9 protein-coding genes and 1 other RNA gene are annotated in these 12,528 nt (G+C 65.7%); 7 read left to right on the top strand and 3 right to left on the bottom strand.

Annotated elements, in window-relative coordinates; translation table 11 throughout:
* The first annotated feature begins 218 nt into the window (after positions 1-218).
* Both ACCQ12_RS05180 and ACCQ12_RS05175 read left to right on the top strand, forming a co-directional pair.
* Positions 219-2,252, top strand: a complete 2,034-nt coding sequence (locus tag ACCQ12_RS05180; protein WP_047695382.1) for an NADPH-dependent 2,4-dienoyl-CoA reductase — start codon at positions 219-221, stop codon at positions 2,250-2,252.
* 611 nt (positions 2,253-2,863) lie between these two features.
* Complete coding sequence (locus tag ACCQ12_RS05175; RefSeq protein WP_039413190.1) at positions 2,864-3,325, top strand: cell wall hydrolase; 462 nt, start codon at positions 2,864-2,866, stop codon at positions 3,323-3,325.
* A 90-nt stretch (positions 3,326-3,415) separates the two neighbouring features.
* Here ACCQ12_RS05175 and ACCQ12_RS05170 read toward each other — a convergent pair whose 3' ends face one another.
* The gene (locus ACCQ12_RS05170) at positions 3,416-5,251 is read right to left on the bottom strand and encodes a chloride channel protein (protein WP_372383086.1); all 1,836 of its coding nucleotides are present in this window, start codon (positions 5,249-5,251) and stop codon (positions 3,416-3,418) included.
* 372 nt (positions 5,252-5,623) lie between these two features.
* Between ACCQ12_RS05170 and ACCQ12_RS05165 the strand changes: the two genes are divergently transcribed.
* Together ACCQ12_RS05165 and ACCQ12_RS05160 are read left to right on the top strand one after the other, a co-directional pair.
* A non-coding RNA gene (locus tag ACCQ12_RS05165) (sX9 sRNA) lies at positions 5,624-5,698 on the top strand.
* A 38-nt stretch (positions 5,699-5,736) separates the two neighbouring features.
* Complete coding sequence (locus ACCQ12_RS05160) at positions 5,737-6,351, top strand: glutathione binding-like protein (RefSeq protein WP_166750201.1); 615 nt, start codon at positions 5,737-5,739, stop codon at positions 6,349-6,351.
* 189 nt (positions 6,352-6,540) lie between these two features.
* Here ACCQ12_RS05160 and ACCQ12_RS05155 read toward each other — a convergent pair whose 3' ends face one another.
* Together ACCQ12_RS05155 and ACCQ12_RS05150 are read right to left on the bottom strand one after the other, a co-directional pair.
* The gene (locus ACCQ12_RS05155) at positions 6,541-7,527 is read right to left on the bottom strand and encodes a malate dehydrogenase (protein ID WP_039413194.1); all 987 of its coding nucleotides are present in this window, start codon (positions 7,525-7,527) and stop codon (positions 6,541-6,543) included.
* A 118-nt stretch (positions 7,528-7,645) separates the two neighbouring features.
* Positions 7,646-8,140, bottom strand: a complete 495-nt coding sequence (locus ACCQ12_RS05150) for a peptidylprolyl isomerase (protein WP_039413197.1) — start codon at positions 8,138-8,140, stop codon at positions 7,646-7,648.
* Between the two features lie 242 nt (positions 8,141-8,382).
* Here ACCQ12_RS05150 and typA point away from each other — a divergent pair, with 242 nt between their 5' ends.
* From typA to ACCQ12_RS05135, 3 genes are all read left to right on the top strand, one after another.
* Positions 8,383-10,212 (top strand): translational GTPase TypA, encoded by a 1,830-nt coding sequence (gene typA, locus ACCQ12_RS05145; protein ID WP_039413200.1) that lies wholly within the window; start codon positions 8,383-8,385, stop codon positions 10,210-10,212.
* An 18-nt stretch (positions 10,213-10,230) separates the two neighbouring features.
* Entirely contained in the window at positions 10,231-10,701 is a 471-nt protein-coding gene (locus ACCQ12_RS05140) for a DUF2127 domain-containing protein (protein ID WP_372383085.1), read from the top strand.
* A 105-nt stretch (positions 10,702-10,806) separates the two neighbouring features.
* Positions 10,807-12,420 carry an amidase gene (locus tag ACCQ12_RS05135; protein WP_372383558.1) on the top strand — a complete coding sequence of 538 codons (1,614 nt, stop codon included), beginning with the start codon at positions 10,807-10,809 and terminating at the stop codon, positions 12,418-12,420.
* The last annotated feature ends 108 nt before the right edge of the window (positions 12,421-12,528 follow it).

Here is a 12,528-nt window from a genome sequence, read left to right as displayed (position 1 = left end):
GCGGCACGCTGCCGACGCCTGCCATCCGGTGACAACGAACGCCAGGATCTGGCCCCGCTGCGGCTGCATGGGCAGACGGTACGCAAGAAGGCGGTGGCGCGCACGGAAGGCGCGATGGTGCCTGCGGTGCCGTCGCGAAGCGAAATCCGCTACCAGGGCTTGCCGCCACGCCCGTTTGACGGCATCGTGCGCACTCCGTACGCCAGCGTATCCATCCCATGTCGCCCGCCACCGGCCCTTCCGCCTTCCCGCACCTGTTCACCCCGCTCGATCTGGGCTTCACCCAACTGCGCAACCGGGTCCTGATGGGCTCGATGCACACCGGGCTGGAAGACCGCGCGCGCGATTTCCCCAAGCTGGCCGCGTATTTTGCCGAGCGCGCCGAGGGCGGTGTCGGCCTGATCGTGACCGGCGGTTTCTCGCCGAACGTGGTGGGCTGGCTCAAACCCTTCGGCGGCAAGCTGTCGTGGCCCTGGGAAGTACGCCCGCATCGCCAGGTCACCCGGGCGGTACACGCGCACGGCGCCAAGATCTGCCTGCAACTGCTGCACGCCGGGCGCTATGCCTACCATCCGTTGTCGGTGGCGCCTTCCAAACTGCAGGCGCCGATCAACCCCTTTACCCCGCGCGCGTTGTCGGCATCGGCAGTAGACCGGCAGATTGCCGCGTACGCCCGCGCAGCGCGGCTGGCACGCGAGGCCGGCTACGACGGCGTGGAGGTGATGGGATCGGAAGGCTATCTGATCAACGAGTTCACCGCCGCGCGTACCAACAAGCGCAGCGACGCCTGGGGCGGCGACGCAGCCAAACGCATGCGCTTTGCCGTGGAGATCGTGCGCCGCATCCGCGAGGCCTGCGGAGAGGACTTCATCATCATCTACCGGTTGTCGTTGGTGGACCTGGTCGAGGACGGCAACCAGTGGCAGGAGATCCTGGCACAGGCGCAGGCGATCGAAGCGGCCGGCGCGACCATCATCAACTCCGGCATCGGCTGGCACGAGGCGCGCATTCCGACCATTGCCACCTCGGTTCCGCGCGCCGCATTCGCCAGCGTGACCGCCAAGCTCAAACCGCACCTGCGCATTCCGGTGGTGGCCAGCAACCGCATCAACATGCCGGAGGTGGCCGAGCGCATCCTCGCCGATGGCGCGGCGGACATGGTGTCGCTGGCACGGCCGTTGCTGGCCGACCCGCAGTGGGCCAACAAGGCGCGCGCCGGGCAATCGCACACCATCAATACGTGTATCGCCTGCAATCAGGCGTGCCTGGACCATGTATTCGAAAACAAGCTGGCCACCTGCCTGGTCAATCCGCGCGCCGTGCACGAAACCGAGCTGGTCTACGCACCCACGGCCACGCCCAAGCGCATCGCCGTGGTCGGCGCCGGACCCGCGGGCCTGGCGTGCGCGACGGTGGCGGCAGAACGCGGTCACCGGGTGACGCTGTTCGATGCGAGCAGCGCCATCGGCGGCCAGTTCAACGTGGCAAAACGCATTCCCGGCAAGGAAGAATTCACTGAAACGCTGCGCTATTTCAGCCACCGCATCGAGGCCACCGGCGTGCAGCTGCGACTGGAGACGCGCGTGAAGGCAGACGACCTGAAGGACTTCGACGAGGTGGTGCTGGCAACCGGTATCGAGCCGCGCAAGGTGGACTTTCCCGGCGCCGATCATCCGATGGTGGTCAGCTATCTGGACGTGGTGCTGGGCCGCCACGTCGCCGCCGGCAAGGTGGCGATCATCGGGGCCGGTGGAATTGGCTTCGATGTCGGCGAATTCCTGGTGCACGAGGGTGCGTCGGTATCGCTGGATCCACAGCGCTGGATGGCCGAGTGGGGCGTGGATCCGACCTTCGAGGCACGCGGCGCGCTGTGCAAACCGCAGCCTGAGCGCCCTGCCCGCCAGGTCTGGCTGTTGCAGCGCAGCCCCGGGCGCCCCGGCGCGCGGCTGGGCAAGACCACCGGCTGGATCCACCGCGCAACGCTCAAGGCCAAAGGCGTCAAGATGCTCGGTGGTGTGGAGTACCTGGGGGTGGACGATGCCGGCCTGCGCATCCGCGTGGACGGCAGCGAGCAACTGCTCGACGTGGGCACGGTGGTGGTCTGCGCCGGTCAGGAGCCGCGGCGCGAATTGCTTGCCGCGCTGCAGGCCAACGGTCAGCAACCGCATCTGATCGGCGGCGCAGACGTGGCCGCCGAACTGGATGCCAAGCGTGCCATCAACCAGGCCAGCCGACTCGCTGCCACGTTGTAAACAACCCAACTCGAACGACGCCGGTACGCCGAGAGCTGACTTCATACCGTGGCGCAGCTTCGGTCATTGTGCATCTGACGATAAAGCGCATGCGGCTTGTGCTTGTATGCCGGAACGCGTCCTTGCCGACGTAAGTGGTTTTGTCGTGCGCCGTGCGCAATGACATCGTGCGTTGCAACGGTCTCATGTGACAGAAAAGCACATGCGTATTCACTGTCAAACACGCAGTGCGTGCAGGCCGTGTGAACTAAAAAAGGTGCGCGCGCCATCGTGCTTGCGCTGCATCGCCTGCCGTTTCGCAAAGCGCGCGTGTCGCTCTGCCAATGCGACGCGTGCAGCGTGTTGCGATGCGTGAGCCGGCACCTGCGCAACGTAGGCGTGGCCGCGCTGACGCCACGTCAACCCCGCCCATTCAGCCACGATTGTGTGATCGGCGCCTACCTTGCGCCAACTTTTTGACCCACCCACTTGGTGGGCACCTCCGGTAGATCTCTCTTCGCCGGAGACCGGGCGGCCCGTGACAGGTCGCCTCCCCATGACGCCAAGCCCTTCGCACTGGTGCACCCACATTGGGCGCTCTGCGGATCGGCCCATACGGAGCAAGGAGTTCTATGAAACTGGCTTGGATACTCTGGCTGTCGCAATTATTGCCGCAGCCTGCTGCAGATTCGTTGTGTTTGAGTACCACCGTCTACCTGGAAGCGCGCGACCAGACCTTGCGTGGCCAGCAGGCCGTTGCAGAAGTTGCGTTGCGTCGGTTGGATAGCGGACTGTGGGGCGACTCGATGTGCCAGGTGGTGACCGCGCGCAAGCAGTTCGCACCCACCATCGTCTCTCCGGGTACGCAGTTGAAGAACGACGATGCCTGGAACAAGGCATTGGGCGTGGCCCTGGCTGCGGAGCGCAACTGGGCGTTGCCCGTGGGGCAGCGCAAGGAGATCGTGCCAGGCGCGAGCCACTTCGCCGCCAGTGCAATCGCCAGCCCGAGCTGGCGTAACGCCTATCAGGTTGCCACCATCGGCGACCACACGTTCTACCGCGTGCAGAAGCTGCGTCCGCGCACTGCGTCTTGACCGACATCCCTGCCTTGCAGTGCGCTGCGGCGTGTCGTTACCGCCGCCCGCATGCACGCAGTGTTTGCCGCCGTTCCCACGGATAACGATCTACTGCATCGCGCTGCACGTGATATCGCGTGATGCACGCAGGCGTCCGCGGTGCGCCGCCAGTAGATCACTACGCGTGACGATGCCGAGCACGCGCAATGTTTGCGCCCCGTCGACGACCACCAACCGCCCCACCCCGGCATCGCTCATGTGATCGGCGGCATCGCGCAACGAGTGCTCTTCACCGATCACCACCGGTGCGCGTTGCACGAGTGCGCAGAGCGGCAGGTCGTCTGCGTGGCGGGAATCGAGCAGATCGCGGCGTGTCAGCACGCCCCGCAGCGCACCGTCGGATCCGATCACGGGGAAGCCGTGATGGGTGATGCCTGCTGCGCCACTGCTCAACCACTGGCGTACCTCGTGCAGGGTTTGCGTCTCATGCAGGCTCACCACGTCGCGGCTGCACACGGTACGCACGGCAATCTGATCCAGGTGATCCGCACTGTAGTCCGATGGAACGCGAACACCGCGACGCACGATTTTTTCAGTCATGATCGTGTGCTGCATCATCAGGCCCGACACCAGATACGCCGCCGCGCAGGCACCCAACAACGGCACTAACCCGTGCGTTTGCTGCGTGGCTTCGAAGGCAAAGATCACCGACGCCAGAAATGCGCGTGATGCGCCTGCAAACATCGCCGCCATGCACACCAGTGCCGCCATTCGCGGATCCACGCCCAGGACGGGCGCATACGTCGCCAACGCGATCCCCAGCACGCCACCCAAGGCGCCGCCGATGGTGAACAACGGTGCGAGCGTGCCGCCGGACGTGCCGCTGCCCAGCGCCACCGACCAGGACACCAGCTTGGCAACGCACAGCACCAGCATCGTGCCCAGCCCCGCGCTGCCGCCCAGCACGAAAATGATGTTGTCGTAGCCCACACCCAACGTGCGCGGCACCCAATAGCCGACAATGCCGACGACCAGGCCACCAATCGCAGGCCACCACATCCAATGCAGCGGAATCCGCTCGAACGCGTCTTCGATGCCGTAGGTCAGACGCGTCACCCCAACGCTGATCGCACCGACCAGCGCGCCCATCGCGACATAGGCGAACAATGCGCTCAGCATCGCCGGCGGCAATGCCGGCATCGGAAATACCGGCCCGCTGCCTTCGAACACAGCATGCATCGCAGCGCCGACCATCGCAGCCAATGCCACCGGAATCAACGAGCGCGCGCGGCGTTCGAACAGCAGCAATTCGATCGCCAGGACCACCGCTGCGATCGGTGTCGCAAAGATCGCGGCCATGCCTGCGGCTGCACCTGCGGCAAGCAAGGTCTTGCGCTCGTCGGCAGTGACATGCAGCCGCTGCCCCAGCAGCGAACCGAGCGCGCCACCGGTGGCGATGATCGGCCCTTCCGCACCAAACGGCCCGCCAGTCCCGATCGCCACCGCAGACGATGTCGGCTTGAGCCAGGTCATGATCGGCGGAATGCGGCTGTCGTTGCGCAACACCTGTTCCATCGCTTCGGGAATGCCGTGCCCGCGAATCGCGCGCGAGCCATAGCGGGCCATGATGCCGACGATCACTCCACCGATCACCGGCACTGCAATGGCCAAGGCACCCAGTGCGTGTCCTGCCGGGCTGACCATCTCGGTGCGCAGGCGCCCGAAGTACGCAAGATTGGTCACCAGTCCGATCAACGCGGTGAGCACCTGCGCCACGCCGGCCACCACGAACGCCAGCAGCACACTCAGGCTGGCGATCCAGATCACGCGACGTTCCAGCGGTGGAGATTGCTGCGGCAAGTGGGCCTGCACCTGCGCGGCGCCCAACGAGGGGACAAGCGGAATCGCCGCGCGTGATTGCGTGGTGGGAGCAGAGTCGTTCAAGGGGAAACGCCAGAAAATGCGACGCGGCAAAGGCTACGCCGATCACCTCGTAGTAGCTGGCTGGAACTTAAATCGGCGCGCGCACCGCATCGGCGAGGCATGTCGTTCAATCGCGCACGCAACATCCCACGCGCCAGGCAGGACACCGCAGCAAAGACGTCTAGCTCCTTCTCTCGTCGCATCGAGCCGGCGGCGCCCTACATGCGCCACCTGGCTCGCCTTGCATGCGCATTCGATGGCCACACGCAGCCGCCCGCACCACGCTCGCTGCCGGCCGGACGACCGCACGGCAGCGGCATACGCCCGCCTAAGAGCGGCTGACAACATCACTGTGCAGCCGTCAGGCGGGCGCGGTCGGCGCCCGGAATCGGCATGTACCACGCGTACTCCGGTTCCGAGCCCGCTGTCCACAGCTACCTGACGACTGCTCGCTACGTTCTGTTGGCTGCTCTAAGCTTGCGCACCTGTTCCTCATTGGATTGACCATGAAGCTTTACACTAAGCCGGGCGCCTGTTCGCTGGCAGATCACATCGTGTTGCGCTGGTCCGGGCTGCCCTTCGACCTGGTCGTGGTCGATGCAGCCACCATGAAGTCGCCCGAGTATCTGCGCCTGAACCCGGCCGGTGCGGTGCCACTGCTGGTCGTCGACGACTGGGCCTTGACCCAGAATGCCGCCATCCTCAACTACATCGCCGACATCGCCCCGCTTACCGGCCTGGGCGGCGATGGCAGCGCGCGCAGCCGCGCCGAGATCAACCGCTGGATCGCCTTTTCGAATGCCGATGTGCATCCGGCCTTCAAGCCCATCTTCGGCAGCACCGCCTATCTGCAGGACGAGGCCTTGATTGCGCGCAGCCAAGACGATGCACGCAGCAAGTTGCGTGCGCTCTATGCCCGCGTCGATGCACATCTGCAAGACCGCCAGTGGCTGGCCGGCGACAGCCATACCGGAGCCGATGCCTATCTGTTCGTGACGGTGCGTTGGGCCAACAAGGCAGGCGTGGATCTGAGCGGGCTGAGCGCACTGGATGCCTTCTTCCAGCGCATGCAGGCCGACGCCGATGTGCAGGCTGCGCTGTCGGCCGAAGGCCTGGCGTAAACGCCACCGCTGCCTGGTGGCGCGACGTGGCTGCCAGCGATGTGCATCGCTGAAGATGCACGTCGCAAGGCACCCCGCCTCAGGCGCGCCATCGCCGCGCATCGCATCGCTTAGCGAGACTACCGGCATGCGGCCACAAAAAAACGCCGGGCAGTGCCCGGCGTTTTTTACTTGCGACACACGTATGACTCAGCCCAGCAGGTGCGACACGCCGCTGCGCTCTTCTTCCAGCTCGGCCAGGGTCTTGTCGATGTACTTCTGGCTGAAGTCGTCGATCGGCAGATCCTTGACGATAGTGTACTTGCCGTTTTCGGTGGTGACCGGGAAGCCGAACATCACGCCTTCCGGAATGCCGTAGGAACCGTCCGACGGCACGCCCATGGTGACCCACTTGCCGTTGCTGCCCAGCACCCAGTCGCGCACGTGATCGATGGCCGCATTGGCAGCCGACGCAGCCGAGGACAGGCCACGCGCTTCGATAATGGCCGCGCCGCGCTTGCCCACGGTCGGGATGAAGGTGGACGCATTCCATTCCTGGTCGTTGATCGCATCGCCGATGGAGGCACCGTCAGCGGTGGCGAAACGGTAGTCCGGGTACATGGTCGGGCTGTGGTTGCCCCACACCACCAGCTTTTCGATACCGCCGACCGGCTTGCCGAGCTTGGCCGAGAGCTGGCTCAGCGCGCGGTTGTGGTCCAGGCGCAGCATGGCGGTGAAATTCTTCGGGTCCAGATCCGGCGCCGACTTCATCGCGATATAGGCATTGGTGTTGGCCGGGTTGCCGACCACCAGCACCTTGACGTCGCGCTTGGCGACCTTGTTCAACGCCGCGCCCTGCGCGGTGAAGATCTCCGCATTGGCCAGCAGCAGGTCCTTGCGCTCCATGCCCGGGCCGCGCGGACGCGAACCCACCAGCAGGGCGACATCGACGTCCTTGAACGCCACTTCGGCGTCGTCGGTACCGACCATGCCGGCCAGCAGCGGGAACGCGCAATCTTCCAGTTCCATCATCACGCCCTTGAGGGCGGCCTGCGCCTTCTCGAGCGGCAGTTCAAGCAACTGCAGGATGACCGGCTGATCCTTGCCCAGCATTTCGCCCGAGGCGATACGGAACAGCAGGGCATAGCCGATCTGGCCGGCGGCGCCGGTCACAGCAACACGAACAGGTGCTTTCATGGGGTGTTTCCTCTGCTAAAAAGCGTTGGTGGGGGTGGCGCGCTGGCGGGGCCCACGGCCTGGCGGCGCGCGTTGACGAGCAAACGGCCGCACAGGGCGGCCGTTCGACAGGATGCGATCAGGCGGCGAGGATCTTGTTCCACTCCGCAACGCGGTCGGCCTTGGCGGCCAGCACGGCGTCGGTATCGCCTTCGATAGTGAGCGTGTTGATGGTGTCGCCCTGGGCAACGCTATCGACCACGTCCAGGCCCTGGGTGACCTTGCCGAACACGGTGTGCTTGCCGTCCAGCCACGGCGTGGCGGTGTGGGTGATGAAGAACTGACTGCCGTTGGTGTTGGGGCCGGCATTGGCCATGGACAGCACGCCGCGCTCGTGGCCGACGCCGTTATTGGTCTCGTCTTCGAACCGGTAACCCGGGCCGCCGCGACCGGACCCTTCCGGGCAGCCGCCCTGGATCATGAAGTCGGCGATGACGCGGTGGAAGCTCAGGCCGTTGTAGAAGCCGCGCTTGGCCAGGTTGACGAAGTTGGCAACGGTTAGCGGTGCCTTCTCCGGGTACAGCTCGACGACGATCGGGCCGCGGGACGTGTCGAAAGTGGCGATCAGGGACATGGAAATCCTTGCAGGTTCTGGGGTGATCAACAGCTCATTAGGATACACCCGGGCGCGTGGACGACCGTGCGGATACGACCATGGTCCAACGCTCCTGCCTGCCACACCCCCCGGCCCGTCACGCTGGCTGAATGGGCGATCTGAATCGACTTTGGCCAATTGGCAACGGTAGCGCAATGAAACCGCTATAATGTCGGGCTTACCTCATCTCAAGACTGGCGCCAGACAGGGGCCCTTTCCGCATGTCCATTGAAAAACTCCGTAATATCGCCATCGTCGCGCACGTCGACCATGGCAAGACCACCCTCGTCGACTGCCTGCTGAAGCAGTCCGGCACCCTGTCCGAACGCACCGTCTTGGCTGAGCGTGTGATGGACAGCAACGACCAGGAAAAGGAACGTGGCATCACGATCCTGGCCAAGAACACCGCCATCACCTGGCAGGGCAACCGCATCAACATCGTCGACACCCCGGGACACGCCGACTTCGGTGGCGAAGTCGAGCGCGTGCTGTCGATGGTGGACTCGGTGCTGATCCTGGTCGACGCGATGGACGGCCCGATGCCGCAGACCCGCTTCGTGACCCAGAAGGCCTTTGCGATGGGCTTCAAGCCGATCGTGGTGGTCAACAAGATCGACCGTCCCGGCGCACGCCCGGACTGGGTGATCGACCAGGTGTTCGACCTGTTCGACAAGCTCGGCGCCACCGACGAACAGCTGGACTTCCCGATCGTCTACACCTCCGCACTGAACGGCTACGCCAGCCTGGATTCGGACGTGCGCGACGGCGACATGACCCCGCTGTACGAAGCGATCATGCAGCACGTGTCGGCCCCGGACGTTGACCCGGACGGCCCGTTCCAGATGCGCATCAGCCAGCTGGACTACAACAACTTCGTCGGCGTGATCGGCATCGGCCGCATCCAGCGCGGCGTGCTGAAGAAGAACATGCCGGTCAGCGTGATCGACCGCGAAGGCAAGAAGCGCCAGGGCAAGGTGCTGCAGGTGCTGGGCTTTTTGGGCCTGGAACGCATCGAGCAGGACACCGCCGAGGCCGGCGACATCGTGGCCATCTCCGGCATCCAGGAGCTGACCATCTCCGACACCGTGTGCGCGCTCGATCACCCCGAAGCGCTGCCGGCGCTGACCGTGGACGAGCCCACCATCTCGATGACCTTCCAGGTCAACAACTCGCCGTTCGCCGGCAACAAGGACCTGTCCGGCGGCAAGTTCCTGACCAGCCGCCAGCTGCGCGACCGCCTGGACCGCGAGAAGGTGCACAACGTGGCACTGAAGGTCGAGGAAGGCTCCGACGCCGACAAGTTCCTGGTCTCCGGCCGTGGCGAACTGCACCTGTCGGTGCTGATCGAAAACATGCGCCGTGAAGGCTACGAGCTGGCCGTGTCGCGTCCGGAAGTCATCATCAAGGAAATCGACGGCAAGCTGATGGAGCCGATCGAACAGCTGGTGGTGGACATCGAAGAACAGCACCAGGGCGGCGTGATGGAAAAGCTGGGCACCCGCAAGGGCCAGCTGAAGAACATGGAGCCGGACGGCAAGGGCCGCGTGCGTCTGGATTACATGATCCCGGCGCGCGGCCTGATCGGCTTCCAGAACGAATTCCGCACCCTGACCCAGGGCTCGGGCCTGCTGTTCCACGTATTCGACCATTACGGTCCGAAGGAACAGGGCGCCATCGCCAAGCGCCAGAACGGCGTGATGATTGCCAATGCACCGGGCGCAACGCCGGCCTATGCGCTGGGGCCGTTGGAAGAGCGTGGCCGCCTGTTCGCCGCTGAAGGCGACAACGTGTACGAAGGCCAGCTGATCGGTATCCACTCCAAGGACAACGATCTGACCGTCAACGCCATCAAGACCAAGCCGCTGACCAACATGCGTGCGTCGGGCAAGGACGATGCAATCAAGCTGACCCCGGCCATCAAGTACACGCTGGAACAGGCGCTGGACTTCATCGAGGACGACGAGCTGGTGGAAGTCACCCCGAAGGAAATCCGCCTGCGCAAGAAGTTCCTGACCGAAAGCGACCGTAAGCGCGCTGGCCGTTCCGGCTAAGCACTGACGACCACTGTCGTGAGCAACACGCCCTACAGCCCGGATGCGCGCGCGCATCCGGGCCTCCACGCGATCGCCTTGCTGGAGGCGGTCAAGGGCACGCTTGCGTTGCTGGCGGCGACGGGCCTGGAAATTCTGGGCCCGCTCCCGCTGCAGCATGCGGTCAGCACGCTGATCCGCCGTTTCAATCTGGACCCCGACCACGGCGCTCTGCCGTCGTTGCTCAAGACCATCAGCCCCGATGCCGTGCATCTGGCCGCTGCCGCCATGCTGGCCTACGGTCTGCTGCATGTGGTGGAAGCGTGGGGCCTGTGGCGTGCCCGGGCCTGGGCCTCGGTGCTGGGCTGCCTGTCGGCGGCCATCTATCTGCCTTTCGATATCTACGCCATCGTCCGCCATCCCGGCTGGACCGCCTGGGCCGTGCTGGCGATCAATCTGATCGTGGTCGGCGTATTGGCGCGCGATCTGGTCCGGCGTCGGCGCCGCTGACCCGCCCTACCCGTCTGCGGGCACGTCTTATCCGTTGTCACCCCGACGCAGCGCCGTTAGCCTGCGGACAGTTCCCGGGGAAGACCATCCATGCGATCCACCGTCCTGTCCTTTGCGCTGTCGCTGGCCTTGTGCAGCTGCGCGCATGCCGATGACCCGGCACGTCCGGCAGCCACAGCCGCCCCCTCTACCGCTACGCTCGATCTGATCGATGCCGATGTCGCCGGCCTGCAGGCCCGCATGCGCGATGGCGGCACCACCAGCCTGGCGCTGACGCGCGGCTATCTGCAGCGGATCGCCAGCATCGACCGCGCCGGCCCGCAGCTCAACGCCGTGATCGAACTCAATCCACAGGCCGAAGCCGATGCGCGCACGCTGGATGCAGAGCGCCGCGCCGGCCGCGTGCGCGGGCCGCTGCAGGGCATTCCGGTGCTGCTCAAGGACAACATCGATGCGCTGCCCATGGTCAACAGTGCCGGCTCGCTGGCCCTGGCCGGATTCCGCCCGACACGCGACGCCTTCCTGGTGCAGCGCCTGCGGGCGGCCGGCGCCGTGATCCTGGGCAAGACCAACCTGAGCGAGTGGGCCAACTTCCGCTCCACCCAGTCCAGTTCCGGCTGGAGCGCCCGCGGCGGGCTCACCCGCAATCCGTATGCGCTGGACCGTAACCCGTGCGGCTCCAGCGCCGGCACCGGCGCGGCGATCGCCGCCAGCCTGGCCACGCTCGGCATCGGCACCGAAACCGATGGCAGCATCACCTGCCCGGCCGCGGTCAATGGCCTGGTCGGACTCAAGCCGACGGTGGGCCTGGTCAGCCGCGACGGCATCATTCCAATCTCGGCCAGCCAGGACACCGCCGGGCCGATGACGCGCAGCGTGGCCGACGCGGCCGCGCTGCTGCAGGCCATCGTCGCACCCGACCCGCAGGACCCGGCCACGCGCACTGCGCCGTCGTCCACTCCAGACTATCTCGCCCACCTCAAACCCGACGGCCTGCGCGGCGCGCGCTTGGGACTGCTGCGCAATCCACTGCGCGAGGATCCCGCGATCGCCGCCGCATTGGATCGCGCCGTACAGACCTTGCGCGCGGCAGGTGCCACGGTGGTTGAGACTGCCCTGGTCACGGATGGCAAGTGGGATGCTGCTGAGCAGATGGTCTTACTGGTCGAATTCAAGGCCGGCTTGAATGCCTACCTGCGCAGCCATGCCGCACCGGTCAAGGATCTGGAGGCCCTGATTGCCTTCAATCGCGCCAATGCGCAGCGCGAAATGCCTTACTTCGGCCAGGAGTTGTTCGAGCAGGCGCAGGCTGCGCCGGGCCTGCAGGACGCGGGCTATCTGCGCGCGCGTGCCAGCGCCAGACGGCTCGCCGGCGAACAAGGCATCGACGCGGCCTTGAAGGCCGACCGCCTGGACGCGCTGATCGTGCCGACCACCGGCGCCGCCTGGGTCACCACGCTCGGCAAGGGCGACACCTTTCCCGGTGCCGGCTACGGCGCCGCGGCAGTGGCCGGGTATCCAAGCCTGAGCGTGCCGATGGGGCAGACCCAAGGCTTGCCGCTCGGACTGCTATTCATGGGCGCTGCCTGGAGCGAGCCGCGCCTGATCGAACTGGCCTATGCCTACGAGCAACGCAGCCACGCGCGGTTCGCGCCCGGCTACGCGCCGAGCGCACCGCCGGCGGCACCGGGCGCAGCGCAACCGAAGACGGCCGACTGACTACACCGCAAGGCAACGCGGCGGCGGTACGGGCATCGACGCCATGAGACAGCCTCACCCGGCTGTCGCGCTGCTTGCCACCCAGGCAGCTGCGCACCGTCGTCCGTC

This window comes from Xanthomonas sp. NCPPB 1068, from assembly GCF_041479385.2.
In the GTDB taxonomy this organism is placed as follows: Bacteria; Pseudomonadota; Gammaproteobacteria; order Xanthomonadales; family Xanthomonadaceae; genus Xanthomonas; species Xanthomonas cannabis.
Note: the sequence above shows the minus strand (reverse complement) of the source record. Positions and strands in the feature narration are given on the sequence as shown.

Coding starts and splice junctions, on each gene's coding strand:
- ACCQ12_RS05155 (WP_039413194.1), bottom strand. CDS start 7,527: ATGAAAGCACCTGTTCGTGTTGCTGTGACCGGCGCCGCCGGCCAGATC.
- ACCQ12_RS05160 (WP_166750201.1), top strand. CDS start 5,737: ATGAAGCTTTACACTAAGCCGGGCGCCTGTTCGCTGGCAGATCACATC.
- ACCQ12_RS05150 (WP_039413197.1), bottom strand. CDS start 8,140: ATGTCCCTGATCGCCACTTTCGACACGTCCCGCGGCCCGATCGTCGTC.
- typA (WP_039413200.1), top strand. CDS start 8,383: ATGTCCATTGAAAAACTCCGTAATATCGCCATCGTCGCGCACGTCGAC.
- ACCQ12_RS05175 (WP_039413190.1), top strand. CDS start 2,864: ATGAAACTGGCTTGGATACTCTGGCTGTCGCAATTATTGCCGCAGCCT.
- ACCQ12_RS05180 (WP_047695382.1), top strand. CDS start 219: ATGTCGCCCGCCACCGGCCCTTCCGCCTTCCCGCACCTGTTCACCCCG.